Source organism: Methanobrevibacter sp. TMH8 (assembly GCF_020148105.1).
GTDB lineage: Archaea > Methanobacteriota > Methanobacteria > Methanobacteriales > Methanobacteriaceae > Methanobinarius.
In genome coordinates this window covers 1-18,530 of sequence record NZ_JAHLZE010000024.1, presented here as the reverse complement: position 1 = coordinate 18,530, position 18,530 = coordinate 1, and the positions used below count along the sequence as shown (strand labels likewise).

Sequence of the window (18,530 nt, the reverse complement as noted above, 5' to 3'; positions counted from 1 at the left end):
GTTGATGAGTTAAAGTTATTATTACTTTACAATCGTTGATATTATTAATGGATTATTCTAAGGGAAAAATATGCCATACGATGCAGAAACATTAGTTGTAGGGTGCGGAAACATACTCTTTAAAGATGATGGTTTCGGACCTGAAGTTATTAATGCTTTAGAAGAATATTTTAAAGATAAAGAAATGCCAAATGACACCATGTTTATTGATGCAGGAACTGGTGCAACACACTTTATATTTACTTTACCACATGAAAGTTGGAAAAAGATAATTGTAGTTGATGTTGTGGAGTTTGATGCAGAACCAGGAACTCTAAAAATTTTTAGTCCTTATGACATGCCACGGGGAGCATATGAAAATGTTCATTCATGGCCTGTTGAAGAACCACTTCATGATTTAGCTGAAAAAATCGAAGTAGTTATCGTAGGATGTAAACCAAAGGAAATTTCTGCACCGAATGTGGATATGGGCTTGACTGAGCCTGTAAAAAATTCAATCCCTAAAGCCATTGAGATGATTTTAAAAGAAATAGGGGTTTAGCAAATGCTTGCAAGAATTAAAAGGTTTTTAGGACTTGGAGGTAAACAAGTACAACAAGCTAAGCCAATTAAGCCAAAAGATGATGAATCTTCACAACAGGAGGTTGAAAAAGTGGCTGATAAACCAAGAATAGGATATTTTCACTTGAGTGGGTGCTCTGGTGACGGTATGGCATTAACTGAAAATTATGACATACTCGCTGACCTACTTACTGATATGGTAGACATTGTATACGGACAAACCTTAGTTGACGTATGGTATGATGATGAAAACAACCCATACGCAATTGATGACATGCCAGAAATGGATTTAGCATTAGTTGAAGGGTCCGTTTGTTTACAAGATGAACATAGTATGCATGAACTTAAAAAATTAAGAGAAAAAGCTAAATTAGTATGTGCTTATGGATCATGTGCTATGAATGGATGTTTCACCAGATATTGTCGTGGTGGACAACAAGCACAACCAAAACATGAAGCATTTTTACCAATTGGAGACATAATCCAAGTAGATTGTTCAATGCCAGGTTGTCCTGTATCTCCAGAAATTGTAGCTAAAACTGTAGTTGCACTTATAAACGGAGACATGGAATACTTACAACCTATGCTCGACATGGCTGGATGCACAGCTAACTGTGGTTGCGATTTACAAAAAAATATTGTTAATAAATCTCTTTGTACTGGATGTGGAACTTGTGCAATGGCTTGTCAAACTAGAGCTATTGAAATGAGAGAAGGAAGACCAGAAGTAAATATAGACAGATGTATTAAATGTGGTATATGCTACACTCACTGTCCAAGAAGCTGGTTCCCTGCAGAACAGATCAATAAGGATTTAGGACTATAGGAGGATTTAAAATGGTATTAGGTACTTACAAAGAAGCTGTATCTGCAAGAGCTACTGACAAACAAATCCAAAAAGTCTCACAAGATGGTGGAATCGTAACAGCATTATTATCTTATGCATTAGATGAAGGAATTATTGAAGGAGCTGTAGTAGCAGGACCTGGCGAAGAATTATGGAAACCAGAACCTCTCGTAGCTATGACTGCTGATGAAATCATTTCCGCAGCAGGAACAAAATACACTTTCTCTCCGAACGTTGCTGCATTGAAAAGTGCTGTAAGACAATACGGTCTTGAAAAAGTTGGAACTGTTGGAATTCCATGTCAATTACAAGGTATCAGAAAAATGCAATCTTATCCATTTGGAACAAGATTCTTAGCTGATAAATTAGCATTAGTAGTTGGTATTTTCTGTATGGAAAACTTCCCATTTGCTTCACTTGAGACTTTCATCAGTGAAAAAATGAAATCTTCACCTGAAGTAACTGAGAAAATGGATATTGGAAAAGGTAAATTCTGGATTAAATCATTAGGAGAAGAAATCGGTCTCCCATTAAAAGAAACTCACGGATATGAACAAGCTGGATGTAATATTTGTCCAGATTATACTGCTGAGTTAGCTGATGTGTCTACCGGTTCTGTAGGTTCTCCAGATGGTTGGTCTACTGTTCTCAAAAGAACTGATGCTGGTGCTTCAATATTTGACCAAGCTGTAGAAGCTGGAATTATTGAAACTAAAGCAATGGATAGTGTAAAACCAGGATTACCATTACTAGAAAAACTATCACAAGGCAAGAAAGATAACGCTAAAAAAGAAAGTGACAGTAGAAGAGAATTAGGACTTCCAGTCCCATTCTAATTCTATTTCATTTTTCTTTATTTTTTTATTTTTTTTTATTTATTAATTAATTAATTAAATGTATTTGACTTATTTTTTTTATAAATTGTTTAAAAATAAAAAATTTATAACAATAAATTTTGATTTGACAATTATACTATGATTAAATTTATCTTAAACTCATAAACTGGAACTTAATTAAATATTTAATATTATTTGAAGTTTTTATTAAGATTTTTATATTTAACACATTCTTTCTAGTTTTTATATTTAAACATGCTGTCTAATTTTTATATTTAACACATTCTGTCTAGTTTTTATAATAAAAAAATTTATAATTATATAATGTTTTTTGATTTAAAAATAGATTTTTTATAATTGAAATTTTCTATAATTGAAAATTATATATTAATATTTAAAAAATTTTTAAAAATTAAAAAGAAAAATTAAAAAGAAAAAATATAAAGAAAAAATATACAAAATAGCTAATAATATAAAATATGTGTTTATTTTATTCAAACTCCTAAAATCAGTTGTTTATTTTACCTTAGCTCCTTTTATTGTACTAAATGTACTGTAATTTTTTACATTATTTACAATAGTATATGAACGAATTTTATAATAATAAATTTTCCCTTTTTTCAACCCTTTATCAGTAAATTTAATTGTAGAACCTGATTTAATTGTTTTTTTGAGAGTATATTTTCCTTTTTTAGTGGTAGATTTATAAATTTGATAACCATTTGCTTTTGGAACCTTTTTCCAAGAGAGATTAATTTTTTTCTTTCCAGAAGCTACTTTTAATGAAGGAGTGGAAGGTTTTGTTGTTACTTTATTTTCACCGAATAATTGTACCCAATAATGATCATTGCCTATTTTAATATATGCAATACCAATTGTAGTGAATTTAGGATTTAAAATATTATTTCTATGACCTTCTGATTTCATCCACGAGAATTGAGCTGTATACATAACTTCTTGAGGTGTTCTCTGACCTTTAGCTATGTTTTCACCTTTGATTTTAGAAGAAAGTACTGAATAGGGCTTTCCATTAGGTCTAGTATGACTAAATAATGTGTTTAGTTCCTTAACTCTTATTTCAGCTGCAGAAATCATGTCTTTATCTAGTATAAGTGGTTTGAGATTAGCTTTTTCTCTTTCGTTGTTAACAAGCTTTAAAACTTCATTTACATATGCATCATTTCCATTATTATTTGCAGATATTGTTGGTATTGATAATGCGCCTAAAGCTATGATAGAGATTACTATTATTGCAAAAATTATATTTCGTTTCATGTTTAACACTCTTTATTAAATATTAAATAGGATTTTCATATTTGCCATATTTTTCATATTTTTAACATTATAAATCAAATATTGAATAATAATCTGCTTAAAAATCCTAAAGATATTAAATTCTGTTTAAGTTGGCATATTAATATTAATTATTATATTCTGATTAATTATGCCTTAACTAATATAATTGTTTGATTTATGTTACATTTAAGTTTAACTATTGTTATACAATAAAATAATATAATTGTCAATATAATTATCAATATGTTTTCAATATGTTTATCTAAAAAATAATATGATTGTCGATATGTTTTTGATATGTTTATCTAAAAAATAATATGGAAATGTTTGAATTAAATTTTTTTCTTTTTTATAAAAATGAAAAAATTATTAGAACAATAACAAAAGTCTAAAAAATCAAAAAAATAAGAAGGATATAATAATAATAAAAATTTTGGTATATTCTACAGCTACTATTAAAAAATTAGCTATTTAGTAGTGATAGTACACCCATCCCCTTCAACTATAACAGTATGTTCACTCTGAGAAACCCAACAATTTGTTTTTTCTCTTAATGCTGAATATGGATATACAGCCATTGCTTGGGATAACTGTCTCATAGAGCTATTTAATCTATTTTCATTGAACTTATCAGTTAACCATCTGATTGAAAATGGAAGATCTGCATAATTAGTTTTTATCTCACGTAAAACTTTTTGTGTGTGAGTCATTCTAAAAGGTTTGTCTTTTAAATATCTGAAGATATAAGTTTGAGGAGTGTCAGTTACAATACCTATTCCATCAGTTGCAAAAGGTTCAATAGCTATAGCATCTCCTTCTTTTAACTTAACTGTACTTTTATCATTAATACTAGGAATTGATAATCCTGAATGAAGCTCCCATTGTTCTAAACTATGTCCATTTAGATTAGCTATTGGTTTAAATCCAAATTCATTTATGGCTTCTTCAACAGCAGCACCTATTTTCCCAATTTCAACACCTGGTCTGACTGTACTTATAGCTGCTTCTAAACCTGCATCTGAAGCTTCAATCATTTCTTTGTGTTTGTTGATTGTATCGGTATCATACTTTTCTTCTAAATTTTTTCCAGGAACCATAATTGTAATAGCTGAATCTGCTATGTAACCATCGATATGGGCTCCTAAATCTAATTTTACTAAGTCTCCAGTTGATATTTTTGTTTTATCATTAGCTGGAGAAGTATAATGTGCAGTCATTTCATTTACAGAAACATTACATGGGAATGCAATTCCTGCATCTGCTTTTAATATTTCTCCTTCAACAAACTCAACTAAGTCAAGAATAAGTAAATCATCTTTTATCAATTTAATAGCTTCATTCCTTACTTTTGAAACTATTTTTCCCGCTTTTTCATAAGATTCTATCATTGGTTACCTCTTAATGAGTCATTTTACTTGATAATTCTAATAATTTTAATAATTTTATTTATTTAATAATTTTTATTTAGTTATAGATTAGTAATATTATTTAATATTAATATAAATTAATCTTAATAATTTATAATATTTTTAATAATTAATAATTTATTTAATTATAAAATTTAATTATAAAACTAATTAATTATAAAATTAATTAATATAATTATTAATATAACTAGTAATACAATTGATAATATAATTTATAAATATAATTTATAAATATAATTTTTATATAATTAGAATATATTGATTAAGATATTTAATAATTTTATATTATATATTTATTCTAATATTGTTATAAATTTACTTATTTTTCCTCATTTTTATGATTATTTTCACAATTTTTATATACTTTTGAAAACAAAATTATTAATACTATTAAATATATTCTTAGATATGTCAATTAAATTAGTAAAATTTTATGAGGTAAAAATATGGCAGATGTAGCAGTACTAAATCTAGGTTCTATATCTATTAATCAAATATTCATCTTGATTATAGCCATCATCGCTCTTATAGCTATTATTATAATAGTTATGCAGTGGAGACGTGTTAGAGAATCTCAAAACACTGTTCGAATTATGGAAACAGAGATTGAGCTTAAAAAAATTAGCATAGTTGAAAAAGATTTAGAATCCAAACGTTTAATGGAAAATCCAATTCAATTACCTAAAAATCAACAAGACAATCTTTCTAAAATTCGTAAATCCACTTCTGATATTATGGGTGATGTTGGATATTTACATAGTGAGATCAATGAAAGATTAGCTAGATTAGAAGCACAAACAGAGCAAAAAAAGCTAGAAAAAATGCTCAATGAAATTGAAACTAAAGAAAAACAACTTCTTAAAAAAGGAAAATAAATGAGGTGTTATTATGGACGCTTTAGAAGCTTTAGCTATTCTTATACTTGCAGGTGCAATAATAGTTTTATTATATTATTATATGCAAAATAATGCAGATTTTATGAATAAGATGAATAGAGTTAAAGATTATGTCCCTTCTTCTGTTCAAACCAAAACTGAAGAAGAACAGATTCCTACAGGAGGATATGATATGACTGAAAATGTTGATGCAAACTCAAGTACTTCAATGGGGGAAAAACTTAAGGTTAAATTTAAAGATATTGACATGCCTAACCTTAATACCGATGTTTTCTCAAAAAGAATCGATACTTTTTTAGATGAAAAAAGTGATGAATTGATTAAAGATTGGGAATTAGCTACTAAAAAGGATCTTTCAACCCTTGAAAAAAGATGTGATACAGCTTATAGGAACGTTGATGAATTATCTAAAAGATTCAATGAATATAGAGAATATACTAATGAAAGATTAGATTCTCTCGATGAAAGAATAAAAAAGATTGAAGAAGATAATGAATAGATTTTTATAATTTAAATAAAGATTCTATTTCTTTATTTTTATTATAAAATCTTTTTATTATTTTTCAATATTTATTTAATCTTACACTTATTTTCTAGAATGGTTTTTATAATTTATAGAAACGTTTATATACTAATAAAACATATATTTTCTTGATGACTATTTTTAATAGTTTTTAACTTTTAAAAATTAATTTTATAATTAATATAATTAAACTTTATTAATCAATTTTCATTGTTTAATGAATATATTTATTTAAATAGTTTTATTAATTAGTGCTAACTATGTACTTCTATTTGAATATATTGCATTTCATTCGTTTAGCAGGGTGGGGTAGTCTGGTGATCCCGCGGGGCTCATAACCCCGAGAGCCCTAGTTCAAATCTAGGCCCTGCTATTTTCTATTTTTATATTTTTTATAATATTTTCAGATTTACTTTGTTTTATTTTATCTTATTTATATTTAGATTTTTATTTATAATTGAATTATATCAAATTATAAATTAAAAAATAAGTTTTTGAAATAGATAGCTATAAAAAAATTTATTAATATCAAATTAGAAATATAATAATGTTGTAGTAGTAAGTCAAAGACAGCTACTGGTTATTCGTTAACTAAGGAAACTCCATCCATCACACAGAACTATAGCGTCAAGAGGCGTATGCTGAGAAGTATGACTCTGGAGCAGAAACGACACGTCTTTCAGTGGATGACTATGATAGCAATGCTTGAAGACATTGGAAGGATCGGTGAAACGGCCAATCTATAGGATGCAAGGACAAAACTGCCGTTAACCAACTGTGGGAGGCAAGGTAGTCCGCTTAGATGAATGCTGTATGAACAGGAGGTGGGTTACTCTTGATTTATACTATTACAACTATTAATTATCTTTTTTTTATTCGTGTTTATTCATCATGCCCATATTTTCCAATCATTGGAACAAAGTCTACTTTTCCTAAGTAATCTTCTTTATATTTGTTTTCTGATTCTTTTGTAAGTAAAATTAGATCTTGGGGCTCAGGATATTTTCCAACAGGCATTAAAAGTTTTCCACCTACTTTTAACTGTTTTTTGAGAGGTTCTGATATATACGGTGCACTTGCAGTTCCATATATTCTATCATAAGGTGCTTTTGTTTCATAACCTAAAGTTCCATCACCTAATATTATATCTATAACTTCATCATAACCTGTTTTTTTTAGATTTTCTTTTGCGATTTTAGCTAAAGACCCGATTCTTTCAATAGTATAAACATGGGTTTTTTTATTCATCATTTCTGATACTGCTGCTGCATTATATCCAAAACCAGTTCCAATTTCTAAAACATTCATCCCTTCCTCAAATTGAAGAATTTCACATATGATAGCTACCATATGTGGGGCAGAAATAGTCTGTCCTTCAATTAATCTTATAGGGCGATCAAGATATGCATAAGCTCTATTCTCTTCTGGAATAAATTCTTCTCTTGGAACCGTACCTATAGCTCTTTTAACTTCTTTTGTTTTTATAAATCCATTTTCTGAAAGAATATTAACTAATTTTTCCCTTTTATCTGTAAAATTTTTTTCATTTTCAGAATAATTCAATGAATTCATTTTATTTTCATCTTTCATATTTTCACATATAAATTATATGTTTTTAATAATATTTTTAGTTTTATTTTAATAGACTGAAATTCGTAAAATATATAAGCAATGTTATACATACTTTAATAACTTAAAAGTTTACTGTTTTTAGAATAGTTACAATGAAAGCTAACATCTATTTTTCTATATTTATTATAATTTTTATTAGAAGTAAATAGCTTTAGGTTTCAATTATTAGATCTTGCAGTAGTTTTTGAGATTTTAACCCATAGTAATATGAATTTATAAACATTCAAATAATTTAATATTTTTATTTAGATTTATAAAGACTTATTAAAATTTTATAAATATATGATTTCAAAAAATTAATAATTTAATTTTGCTAATAATCCATTTAATATAATGATTAAGCTTTAAATCAATTAAATCACTAGTAATATATAAAAAAAGTTTCATAAAACAAACACTCTTAAATACTCTTATAATTCAATAAAATTCTTTTTACTTTAGATAACAATCTATTCTTCTTATTTAAATTTTATAACATTATAAAAATGGTTAATGATAGAAAATTGATTATAATAACTTACATTTGAATTATTGATGATATTGATAATAATATTGATGATATTGATAGATAATTAATTAATTTAAGAAAATTTATATCCTTAAACTATTTTTATTAGTATTAAATAGGTTTAATTGATATTGATTTTCACATAATTTTATTATAAATAAACTTTAAGGTAGTGATGATTATGAAATTTATGTCTGCAGTTTTATTAGTTAAAGACATGGAAAAATCTAGAGCTTTTTATGAAAAGATTTTAAATCAGGAGGCAACTATAGATTTAGGTTCTAATGTTACTTATGGAGGCTTTTCACTTCAAACAATTGATTCTTGGACAGGATCTACTGATAAAAATAAAAATAGTGTAAGCCTTAGTAAAGCTAATGATATTGAGATATGTTTCGAAGCATCTGATTATGATGGCATTGTGGAAAAAGTGAAATCTCATAATGTAGAACTTCTTCATGACACTATAGAAGTTCCTTGGGGACAAAGATTCATCCGATTCTATGATCCAGATAAACATGTAATAGAAGTTGGAGAACCATTATTAAATGTTTTTCAGAAATATATGTACACCAATATGACAATGGGGGATATAATTGAAAAAACAGGATTATCTGAAGAACAAATTACTGAAATAGATGATTATTTTAAATTAAATATTGTTTAAACATCAAATATTTATTTATACTTATATTATAGTTTTTTTATTATTTTCATCTGTTTATTTTTATCTATATTCTATAATGTTTATATTTAAATGTTTTTTTATTATTTTCATCTGTTTATTTTTATCTATATTCTATAATGTTTATATTTAAATGTTTTTTTATTATTTTCATCTGTTTATTTTTATCTATATTCTATAATGTTCATATTTAAATGTTTTTTTATTATTTTCATCTGTTTATTTTTACTTATATTTAATTTCATTGATTTATATTCTTTATTACTATTTTTATTATTTATTTTTATTTTATCATTTTATTGATTTTTATAAAAATTATTTATAATATTAAAAACTATTATTTAATTATGAATATAATCAGAAGAAAAAACAATTCAAACTTAAAAAGATTGAATGAAATATTGAAAGTTTTAAGTAAATATGAGTTTGATTATATTATTGAAAGAATAGGATTGAAACACAAAATACCTATTATTAGACACTCTCATAATTATGAATCAATGGAAGAATTAGATAGTTCTTTACCTATTCGATTAAGAAAAACATTACAAGAATTAGGTCCAGCTTACATTAAATTAGGTCAAATGATAAGTACTCGCCCTGATTTAGTAGGGGAAGATATTGCTTTAGAGTTTTCTAAAATGCAGTATGACAATCCACTAGTCTCTTTTGCTGAGATAAGGCGTACTGTTGAGAGAGAATTAGGAAGTTCAATAGAAGATATATTTGAAATATTTTATGAAATTCCTTTATCTTCTGCCTCTATTGGTCAGGTACATGTAGCTAAATTAATAGATGGTCCTTATGTTGCAGTTAAAATTCAAAAACCCAATATAGAAGAGATAATAAAAACTGATCTTTCTATAATGAAATTTTTAGCAAAACGAATTGATCAATATATTCCACAGGCCAAAACTTATAATTTTCCTATTATTGTAAAAGAGTTTGAAAGATCTATTTTAAAAGAAATTGACTATTTCCAAGAGTTTAATAATTTGAAAAGATTTTCTATTATTTTTGAAAATGATCCTACGGTATATGTACCAAAAGCATATGGTGATTTTTCAACTAAAAAAGTTCTAACTATGGAACTTATTCAAGGGGAAAAGATTTCCGACGTTGTTCTTAGTGAAGGAATATATGATAAAAAGTTAATTGCTAAAAGAGGAATTGAATCATACTTTAAACAGGTTGTTGATCATGGATTTTTCCACGCTGATCCTCATCCTTCTAATATTTATATACTTGAAGATAATGTTGTTTGTTATATAGATTTCGGAATGATGGGTGTTTTAGATTCTGAATTTCGTGAAAATTTAACTGAATTGTTCATATATCTTATTGAAAGGAATGTTAAAGGAATGGTTAGTCAATTGGGATATATGGGTGTTTTAAAAGATAATATTGATCGAAGAGCATTACAATATGATTTCATGGATTTAGTTAATAAATACTATGGAATGGAACTTAAAGGTGTTCATGGTGGGATGATGGATATGATATCTATTATGAGAACTTATGATGTTATATTACCTCGAGAATTTGTTTTAATTTCTAAAGGACTTTCAATGTTAGAAGAGACGGGTATTGAATTAGATCCTAATTTCAATACCATAGCTGTTCTCGAACCACAAGCTAGGCGAATGACTAGAAAAAAACTAAATCCATTTAAATTAATAGATTTTTTTAAAAGTAATATTTTTGAAATTGAACATATAATAAAGACACTTCCTTTAAATCTATCTAAAGCTCTTTATAAGTTAGAAGAGGGAAAATTAGTCATTGAACTTGAACATAAGAATTTAGATAGGATGACAAACAGACTTTCATTATCTCTTATTTTATCAGCATTACTAATTGGATCTTCTTTAATCATACTTTCTAATAGAGGAACTATGTTATTTGGATATTCTCTTTTAGGGATTGCTGGATTTTTAATAAGTGCTATTTTAGGGATATGGTTGATAGTATCTATATTCAGAAATCATGATTACTAGTTTTTTAATTAAAAAATTTAAATATTTTTTATTAATTTTTATCAATTTCCATTAACTTTTATTAATTTTTATTAGCTTTCATTAATTTTTACTAAATTTGATTAATTTTTACTAATTTTTATTAGTCTATCCGAAGATTTAATTATTTTATTTAATTTTGGATATCTTTCTTGTTTTTAATTAAATAAAATTTAAATATTTATACAAAAAATATATATAAGTTCAGTTTCAAATATATAATTCTTATTTTTGATATGGTGAAAATTTGTTAAATAATAAATATATTAAAATCTTTTTAATTATAATAATATCCTTTTTAGTATTATCTATGATTTCTGTGATTTCATCTTATGGCGAGATGTTTGGCTTAAAAGATAGTAAAATTGAAAGTTCAAAAAATGCTCCTATATTCATAGACAATAATAACTGTCCTGATTTTGTAAAGATTAATAGAAACTATGACATTTCTCCTTTTTTTGAAAGTACAAATGGTATTGAAACAGAAAAAAATTTAATAAAAACTATTGATGGAAATAGAAATTACACATTTAAAACAGAATATTTCTTACCAATGGCGTGGAAAGAACCTAAAAACACAGGTACAAATGAATATTGGTATAATTGCCAATCAATAGCTATGCATGGAAAATACATGTATGTTTTGACTTCTTCAGGTTATAATTTAAATAAAGGATTCATTGTCCGGTATGATACAGATATTTTAAAGAAATATAACTTAACTACAAGTAATTTAAGTGCTATGAGGGATTTGGGATATGATTTACAGCAAAATGATAAATTAACAAAAGATCAGGAAGCTATTAAAAAAGCTATCAAAGTTGGACCAGTATTCAATACTGGTCATGGCCAATCTTTATCTTATAATTCAAAAGATAACTCTATGTGGATGTGGCAGGACGATGGTTCTAATTCTTCATTAAAACTAATGAATATCGATATGGATGAATTAAAACCTAAAAAGATATATAATTTTTCATTAACAATAAATAATCATAAAATTAAGAAATTCAATAATTTAGCATTTGATAAAGATGGGAATTTTTATACAGATTATACTAAGAAATTAGGGAATAATTCTGAAGGTTCTTCAATTATATTTAAAGGAAAAGTTATTAATGATACTTCTGTTGAGACTGAACATTTAGCTACTATTAAAAACTGCCCTGGAACCTATTCTCAATCTCTTGCAATAAATCCTACTACTAATTACATGTATTTAGTTTCTGATGGAGTATTTTATACAATGCCTCTGGATAAACTTAATAATAAGACTATAACTAAACAAGATCTTTATTATTCTGTTTTTGATACAAATCGTGAATTTGAAGGTATTAGTTTTGATAATAAAGGAAATGGTTATTTATTAACACTAAGGGGCACTGAAGTATTGAAATCTACTGAAATTTACTATTAAAGTTCTTTTTTAACTATATTTGATATTTAGTATATAATATCAATTTATTATATTAGATTTATTATATATACAAATAATAGGATAGTATTTCAATTACTATGTAAAATTAAAAATAGAAATATAAATAGAAATAAAAATAAAAGAAAATTAATATACAAAATCAAAATTAAATAAAAAGTAAAAAAAGTAGAAAATTAGATAAATAAAAAAATGGTAATGATATTGATAAATATGAAAAATATTGATTAAAATATAATATAAAATAAAAATAAAATAAATTTTAAGAGATAATTTAAAACTCTTAATGATTAATAGCTTCTTTAAATTTATCAAAGAATCCTTTTTCATATGTATGGATTTCTTCGCCACTTATTTCAGCAAATTCTTCAAGTAATTTTTTCTGTTTATCGTTTAATTTTTGAGGAACAACTACGTTAGCTGTTACATAAAGATTTCCTTTTGAATTTCTTCTTATTATCGGCATTCCTTGACCTCTCAATCGGAATATACTTCCACTTTGAGTTCCAGGAGGTATTTTTAATTCTACTTCTCCATCAATAGTAGGAATATCTATTGTATCTCCAAGACTTGCTTGAGGAAAACTAATTTGTTGCTCATAGTAAAGGTTAGCTCCATCTCTTTCAAATTTCTCATGTTTTTTCACATTGATTAATACGATTAGATCTCCATAACCAGCTTCAACATCTCCAGCATTTCCTTCACCAGGAACACGTAGGCGGGAACCAGATTCAACACCTGCAGGAATCTTTATATTGATGTCGTTATTCTCTTTGATTTTACCTTTACCATTACAATTATGACAAGGGTCTGTAATTATTTTACCTTCTCCTTTACATGCTGGACAAGGTCTAACATTCATCATCTGTCCAAGAATAGTATTAGTTACTTGTTTTACTTGACCTGTTCCACCACAAGTCTGACAAGTTTCAGGATTACTTCCAGGTTCTGATTTTGTTCCCTCACAGACAGGACATTCTGTGTCTCGTCTTATGCTTATTTCTTTTTCAATGTCAGTAGCTGCCTCTTCTAAAGTTATATCTACTTCTGCATATATATCTGAACCTCGTTGAGGACCACTTCTTCCACGTCCACCACCAAATCCAAACATTTCAAAAATGTTACCCATATCAAAGCCACCACCAAATCCTTGGAAAATGTCTTCAAAGTTAACATTTCTAAATATATCTTCATTGGAAAAGCCATCCATACCAGCATGACCATATTGATCATATGTATTCCTTTTTTCTTCATCGGATAAAACAGCGTAAGCTTCACTTATCTCTTTGAACTTTTCAGTAGCACCTTCATCCTCAGAAACATCTGGATGGTATTTCATAGCTAATTTACGATAAGCTTTTTTTATTTCCTTTTTATCTGCTCCCTTTTCTACACCGAGAACATCATAATAGTCACGCTTTTCTGGCATTTATTCACCTGTAAGTATAAAATTAAATTAAATTAAAAAATTTGAATTAAATTATTAGATAAATTTTAAAAATAAAATTTAGATATAAAGTTTATATATTAAATTTTTATATAGATTTAGGATTTTTATATAGATTTAGGTATAAAATTTAGATATAAATATAAATTTAGATTATTTTACTTTAGATATATAAAATCTAATTAATATATCTTATATCTCATTAAATTTTAGATATATTTTAGGATATAATAGTTATGTTATAACTAATATATATCCTTTAATAATCATATCATTTTAGGCAATTTATATTTATTTTTTATATTTATTTCGCTGATTTTTAAACTGTGACATTTAGTCACAGTTTTATTTTCAGTTAATTTTAGCTAATTTTAGTTAATTTAGGCTATTAACTTATTTTTAGTTAATCTATTCTATTTAACTTATTTTTAGCTAATTTATTATTTTTTAACTTCATAATCAGCATCGATGGTATCATCGTCTTTAGATTCTTTATTTGGATCTTGACCTGCTCCAGCTTGATCTGCACCTGCACCTTGTTGTTGTGCTTGTTCAGCTGCTTGAGCTTCTTGGTATATTTTAGCACCTATTTCTTGAACAATTTTGGTTAATTCTTCAGTTTTTTCTTTAATAGCTGCAATATCATCACTAGGAATTAATTCACGAAGTTCTTTAACAAGATTTTCTATTTTTGATTTTTCATCTTCGGAAATTTTATCTTTAAGATCTTCTAAAGTTTTTTCAGCTGTGTAAATCATTGAATCTGCGTTATTTCTAACTTCAATTTCTTCTTGTTTCTTTTTATCTTCTTCTGCATGCATTTCAGCTTCTTTTACTTTTTGATCAATTTCATCATCAGATAATTTAGTTGAAGCTGTAATTGTAATAGCTTGTTCTTTACCAGTTCCTTTATCTTTTGCAGATACATTTATTATACCATTTGCGTCAATATCAAAGGTAACTTCAATTTGAGGAATTCCTCTTGGTGCAGCTGGGATTCCTACTAATTGGAATCTTCCAAGAGTGGTATTATCTGCAGCCATTGGTCTTTCACCTTGTAAAACATGAATATCTACTGAAGTTTGATTGTCTGCAGCTGTTGAAAATATTTGACTTTTTTTTGCAGGAATGGTTGTGTTACGATCTATGAGTTTAGTTGCAACTGCTCCCATGGTTTCAATACCAAGAGATAATGGGGTAACATCAAGAAGTACGAGATCTTTAATTTCTCCAGCTAATACTCCTCCTTGGATAGCTGCTCCCATAGCTACACATTCCATAGGATCAATTCCTCTTTCTATTTCTTTTCCTAAGTAGTTTTCTACAAATTTTTGAACTATAGGCATTCTGGTAGGTCCACCAACAAGAATTATTTTGTTAATATCTCCTTTTGTCATTTTAGCATCTTTTAATGCTTGTTCCATTGGACTTCCACATTTTTTAACAATAGGGTCAACTAATTCTTCAAGTTTTGCACGAGTAAGGTTATTTATTAAATTTTTAGGGCTACCATCAGAGCCCATTGTAATGAATGGTAAATTTACTTCGCTGGTGAGAGTAGTTGAAAGCTCAATTTTTGCTTTTTCAGCTGCTTCTCTCAATCTTTGCACAGCTTGATCATCGTCCATGAGGTTGATACCAGTTTCTTTCTTAAATTCATCAGCTAAGTAATTCATTATGGTATTATCCATATCGGTTCCACCTAGTTGGGTGTCTCCACTGGTAGATTTAACTTCAAATACTCCTCCACCAAATTCCATAATGGTTACATCAAGAGTACCTCCACCGAAATCAAATACCATAATTTCAATTTCATCTTCTTCTTGTTTATCAATACCATAAGCTAAACTTGCAGCTGTTGGTTCATTAACAAGTCTTACCACATCAAGACCTGCAATGGTTCCCGCATCTTTGGTAGCTGTTCTCTGATTATCATCAAAGTAAGCTGGTACAGTAATAACAGCTTTTTTTACTTCTTCTCCAAGGAAGGATTCAGCATCTTTTTTGATTTTTTGTAAGATAAAAGCAGAAATTTCTTGGGGTGTGTATTCTTTTCCATTGACTTTAACTTTTCTATCAGTTCCCATACTACGCTTGATTGCACTGATAGTATTTTCAGGGTTTGTAACTGCTTGTCTTCTAGCTGGTTCTCCTACTAATCTTTGCCCATCTCCAGTAAATGCAACATAACTTGGAAATGCTTTACCATATTGAGTAGCTCCTTCTGCACTTGGAATAACAGTAGGTTTTCCACCAACAAGAACTGCTGCTGCGGAATTACTAGTTCCTAAATCAATACCAATAATTTTTTCTTTTTTATCTGCCATAATTATCACCTATATGATATATAAAGTTTTTATACATCTTTTTAATTTTTTAGTTTTTAATTGATTAAAATAATTTATATAATATTTAAATAAATTATATGAATATAAATCTAGATAAATATCTAGATAAAAATAAAAATAAAATAATAATTTATTTTATTTCATATTTTTTATATTTTAAAATAATAATTTGCTTTTATAAAATTTATCTTTAATAAAATTTATTTTTTACAAACTCTAACTTTAGAATATTTAATTACTTTGTCTTTTAAGCTATATCCTTTCATTAATTCGTCCATAATCTCTCCATTTTCATAATCTTCACTAGCTTCAGCCATTAAGGCTTCATGCTTAAATGGATCGAATTTTTCACCTTCTGCAGGTATTTCTTTAAGACCTTCCTTTTCTAAAGTATTTTTTAGTTTTGAGTATATTAGCTCCACTCCTTCTCTTAACTCTTTTTCATTTTTGGATTGTTCAAGAGCACGATTAAGATCTTCATAGCTGTCTAATAAATTTATTATTAAAGTTTCATTAGCGAATTTAATGATATCTTCTTTTTGCTTTTCACTTTGCTTTTTAAAGTTTTCAAAATCAGCTTGGAGACGTTGAATATGAGATACATATTCTAAAATTTCATTATTTTTATCTTCAAGGTCTTTTTCAATGTTAGCTAATTCTTCACTCTTTATTTTTAGCTCTTTTTCAGCATCTTTTAATTTTTTTTCTTGAAGTTCCAAATTTTCACTTGTTGTTTTTAATTTTTCTTCAAGATCTTTTATTTTCTTGTCATTAGCCATTAATTCACCTGATAACTGTAATTTGAAAGAACAATTTGTTACTTATAATAAATTTTCCTTTAATTTCCTTAATTTTCATTTATTAATAGAGGGACAATTTTTCGCTTTTTATTTAATTTTCTTTTTATTTGATGATACATATTTAGGGGTTTACAAAAAATTGTGTTTTTTTATGGACTTTAATCTTTTTTAAGATTGTTTTATTATATTTTTTTTAAAAATAGCTACAAATTATAAAGAATTTTTTGGGTTGAGTATAGGTTCTTCTTTTAGTAATCGAAGTAACTATTTTTAAACATTATTTTTTTTCAAATTTATTAAAGTAACAAAAAGTTATCTTTCTCATTATCTTATAGTAACAAAAAGTTATATAAATGTTTCGATATAATATAATATTAATAAGAATATTAGATGATAATATGAATAATAATAAAAATAATAATAAAAGTAATATTAGAATTATTAAGTTCAATAATGAAAACACAGATCCTAATGATGAGGTTCATAATAGTAATAATGTTGATAATAATATGATTAATGATAATACTATGGAAAATTATAACAATAATGAAGATATAAATAAATATAACAGTCCAAACCCCTATAATATTACTAATAATAGTAGACAATTTAATAATGTTGATATGGAAGCTATTTTGGATGTTATGGGATGCCGTACTAGGCGAGAAATAATCAATCTATTGAGGGAAGAGCCAAGATTTGTTAGTGAGATTTCTCAAGAACTTGAGGTAGGTCAAAAAGCTATTATTGAACATCTTCGAGCCATGGAAGAAATAGGGATCCTTGAATCTTCTTTCAAGAAGATTGTAAGAGGTAGGCCACGTAAATATTATGATATGCCTAATGATTTTAATATAAATATAACAATAACTGAAAATTCTTTTGATGTAAATATTTCTGAAGATATATTAAATCTTAAACAACTTCCATCTGGGGATGAATGGTCGAAATTACTAGATTTAGAAAGAAGAATTGATCAAGGGCATTGGGAAGCTGTTGAAGAACTTAAGAGCCAAATTAGGCTTTATGAAAATTTGAAAAATAGGGCTGAATATATCTTAGAAAGAACTCAAATGAAATAAATACTTTTTATTCTAATTTTTAAATGTTTTTTAATTTTAACTATTTTTTATTAGTTTTAAAGTTTTTATTAGTTTTATAACTCTAATTAGTTTATATTTTTTATCAATTTTATAGTTTTAAAGTTTTTATTAGTTTTATAACTCTAATTAGTTTATATTTTTTATCAATTTTATAGTTTTAAAGTTTTTATT

Annotated in this window: 15 protein-coding genes, 1 tRNA gene and 1 other RNA gene; 11 read left to right on the top strand and 6 right to left on the bottom strand. The window is 26.6% G+C overall.

Annotated features, from left to right (window positions below):
- Positions 1-70 precede the first annotated feature (70 nt).
- Genes frhD through frhB form a run of 3 tightly spaced genes read left to right on the top strand, consistent with a single transcriptional unit; the run spans position 71 to position 2,244 of the window.
- On the top strand, positions 71-541 hold the full coding sequence (frhD, locus tag KQY27_RS05155; protein WP_224425510.1) for a coenzyme F420-reducing hydrogenase, FrhD protein: 471 nt from the start codon (positions 71-73) through the stop codon (positions 539-541).
- 3 nt (positions 542-544) lie between these two features.
- Complete coding sequence (gene frhG, locus KQY27_RS05150) at positions 545-1,387, top strand: coenzyme F420 hydrogenase subunit gamma (RefSeq protein ID WP_224425509.1); 843 nt, start codon at positions 545-547, stop codon at positions 1,385-1,387.
- An 11-nt stretch (positions 1,388-1,398) separates the two neighbouring features.
- Positions 1,399-2,244: a coenzyme F420 hydrogenase subunit beta gene (gene frhB, locus KQY27_RS05145; RefSeq protein ID WP_224425508.1), complete on the top strand. Its 846-nt coding sequence runs from the start codon at positions 1,399-1,401 to the stop codon at positions 2,242-2,244.
- Between the two features lie 516 nt (positions 2,245-2,760).
- Here the strand turns inward: frhB and KQY27_RS05140 are convergent.
- The gene (locus KQY27_RS05140) at positions 2,761-3,519 is read right to left on the bottom strand and encodes a CAP domain-containing protein (RefSeq protein WP_224425507.1); all 759 of its coding nucleotides are present in this window, start codon (positions 3,517-3,519) and stop codon (positions 2,761-2,763) included.
- Positions 3,520-4,007: 488 nt separating this feature from the next.
- The gene (map, locus tag KQY27_RS05135) at positions 4,008-4,928 is read right to left on the bottom strand and encodes a type II methionyl aminopeptidase (protein ID WP_224425506.1); all 921 of its coding nucleotides are present in this window, start codon (positions 4,926-4,928) and stop codon (positions 4,008-4,010) included.
- A gap of 485 nt (positions 4,929-5,413) precedes the next feature.
- Here map and KQY27_RS05130 point away from each other — a divergent pair, with 485 nt between their 5' ends.
- From KQY27_RS05130 to rnpB, 4 genes are all read left to right on the top strand, one after another.
- On the top strand, positions 5,414-5,842 hold the full coding sequence (locus KQY27_RS05130; protein WP_224425505.1) for a hypothetical protein: 429 nt from the start codon (positions 5,414-5,416) through the stop codon (positions 5,840-5,842).
- Positions 5,843-5,855: 13 nt separating this feature from the next.
- Positions 5,856-6,362, top strand: a complete 507-nt coding sequence (locus KQY27_RS05125; protein WP_224425504.1) for a hypothetical protein — start codon at positions 5,856-5,858, stop codon at positions 6,360-6,362.
- Between the two features lie 322 nt (positions 6,363-6,684).
- A tRNA-Met gene (locus tag KQY27_RS05120) sits at positions 6,685-6,759 on the top strand.
- A 185-nt stretch (positions 6,760-6,944) separates the two neighbouring features.
- Positions 6,945-7,230: RNase P RNA component (gene rnpB, locus KQY27_RS05115), an RNA gene on the top strand.
- Between the two features lie 38 nt (positions 7,231-7,268).
- Here rnpB and KQY27_RS05110 read toward each other — a convergent pair.
- On the bottom strand, positions 7,269-7,976 hold the full coding sequence (locus KQY27_RS05110) for a protein-L-isoaspartate(D-aspartate) O-methyltransferase (RefSeq protein WP_224425503.1): 708 nt from the start codon (positions 7,974-7,976) through the stop codon (positions 7,269-7,271).
- A gap of 731 nt (positions 7,977-8,707) precedes the next feature.
- Between KQY27_RS05110 and KQY27_RS05105 the strand changes: the two genes are divergently transcribed.
- From KQY27_RS05105 to KQY27_RS05095, 3 genes are all read left to right on the top strand, one after another.
- Entirely contained in the window at positions 8,708-9,193 is a 486-nt protein-coding gene (locus KQY27_RS05105) for a VOC family protein (RefSeq protein WP_224425502.1), read from the top strand.
- A 419-nt stretch (positions 9,194-9,612) separates the two neighbouring features.
- Positions 9,613-11,208 carry an AarF/ABC1/UbiB kinase family protein gene (locus KQY27_RS05100; RefSeq protein WP_224425501.1) on the top strand — a complete coding sequence of 532 codons (1,596 nt, stop codon included), beginning with the start codon at positions 9,613-9,615 and terminating at the stop codon, positions 11,206-11,208.
- Between the two features lie 328 nt (positions 11,209-11,536).
- On the top strand, positions 11,537-12,643 hold the full coding sequence (locus KQY27_RS05095) for a hypothetical protein (protein WP_224425500.1): 1,107 nt from the start codon (positions 11,537-11,539) through the stop codon (positions 12,641-12,643).
- Positions 12,644-12,944: 301 nt separating this feature from the next.
- Here KQY27_RS05095 and dnaJ read toward each other — a convergent pair whose 3' ends face one another.
- From dnaJ to grpE, 3 genes are all read right to left on the bottom strand, one after another.
- Complete coding sequence (gene dnaJ / locus KQY27_RS05090) at positions 12,945-14,090, bottom strand: molecular chaperone DnaJ (RefSeq protein ID WP_224425499.1); 1,146 nt, start codon at positions 14,088-14,090, stop codon at positions 12,945-12,947.
- A 458-nt stretch (positions 14,091-14,548) separates the two neighbouring features.
- Positions 14,549-16,435, bottom strand: a complete 1,887-nt coding sequence (dnaK, locus tag KQY27_RS05085; protein WP_224425498.1) for a molecular chaperone DnaK — start codon at positions 16,433-16,435, stop codon at positions 14,549-14,551.
- Positions 16,436-16,656: 221 nt separating this feature from the next.
- Positions 16,657-17,235, bottom strand: a complete 579-nt coding sequence (gene grpE, locus KQY27_RS05080; protein WP_224425497.1) for a nucleotide exchange factor GrpE — start codon at positions 17,233-17,235, stop codon at positions 16,657-16,659.
- 644 nt (positions 17,236-17,879) lie between these two features.
- Here grpE and KQY27_RS05075 point away from each other — a divergent pair.
- Positions 17,880-18,338 carry an ArsR family transcriptional regulator gene (locus KQY27_RS05075; protein WP_224425552.1) on the top strand — a complete coding sequence of 153 codons (459 nt, stop codon included), beginning with the start codon at positions 17,880-17,882 and terminating at the stop codon, positions 18,336-18,338.
- The last annotated feature ends 192 nt before the right edge of the window (positions 18,339-18,530 follow it).

What these genes read in the sequence shown, in the direction of transcription:
- frhD (WP_224425510.1), top strand. Translation starts at nt 71, where the DNA reads ATGCCATACGATGCAGAAACATTAGTTGTAGGGTGCGGAAACATACTC.
- frhG (WP_224425509.1), top strand. Translation starts at nt 545, where the DNA reads ATGCTTGCAAGAATTAAAAGGTTTTTAGGACTTGGAGGTAAACAAGTA.
- frhB (WP_224425508.1), top strand. Translation starts at nt 1,399, where the DNA reads ATGGTATTAGGTACTTACAAAGAAGCTGTATCTGCAAGAGCTACTGAC.
- KQY27_RS05140 (WP_224425507.1), bottom strand. Translation starts at nt 3,519, where the DNA reads ATGAAACGAAATATAATTTTTGCAATAATAGTAATCTCTATCATAGCT.
- map (WP_224425506.1), bottom strand. Translation starts at nt 4,928, where the DNA reads ATGATAGAATCTTATGAAAAAGCGGGAAAAATAGTTTCAAAAGTAAGG.
- KQY27_RS05130 (WP_224425505.1), top strand. Translation starts at nt 5,414, where the DNA reads ATGGCAGATGTAGCAGTACTAAATCTAGGTTCTATATCTATTAATCAA.
- KQY27_RS05125 (WP_224425504.1), top strand. Translation starts at nt 5,856, where the DNA reads ATGGACGCTTTAGAAGCTTTAGCTATTCTTATACTTGCAGGTGCAATA.
- KQY27_RS05110 (WP_224425503.1), bottom strand. Translation starts at nt 7,976, where the DNA reads ATGAAAGATGAAAATAAAATGAATTCATTGAATTATTCTGAAAATGAA.
- KQY27_RS05105 (WP_224425502.1), top strand. Translation starts at nt 8,708, where the DNA reads ATGAAATTTATGTCTGCAGTTTTATTAGTTAAAGACATGGAAAAATCT.
- KQY27_RS05095 (WP_224425500.1), top strand. Translation starts at nt 11,537, where the DNA reads ATGATTTCTGTGATTTCATCTTATGGCGAGATGTTTGGCTTAAAAGAT.
- dnaJ (WP_224425499.1), bottom strand. Translation starts at nt 14,090, where the DNA reads ATGCCAGAAAAGCGTGACTATTATGATGTTCTCGGTGTAGAAAAGGGA.
- dnaK (WP_224425498.1), bottom strand. Translation starts at nt 16,435, where the DNA reads ATGGCAGATAAAAAAGAAAAAATTATTGGTATTGATTTAGGAACTAGT.
- grpE (WP_224425497.1), bottom strand. Translation starts at nt 17,235, where the DNA reads ATGGCTAATGACAAGAAAATAAAAGATCTTGAAGAAAAATTAAAAACA.
- KQY27_RS05075 (WP_224425552.1), top strand. Translation starts at nt 17,880, where the DNA reads ATGGAAGCTATTTTGGATGTTATGGGATGCCGTACTAGGCGAGAAATA.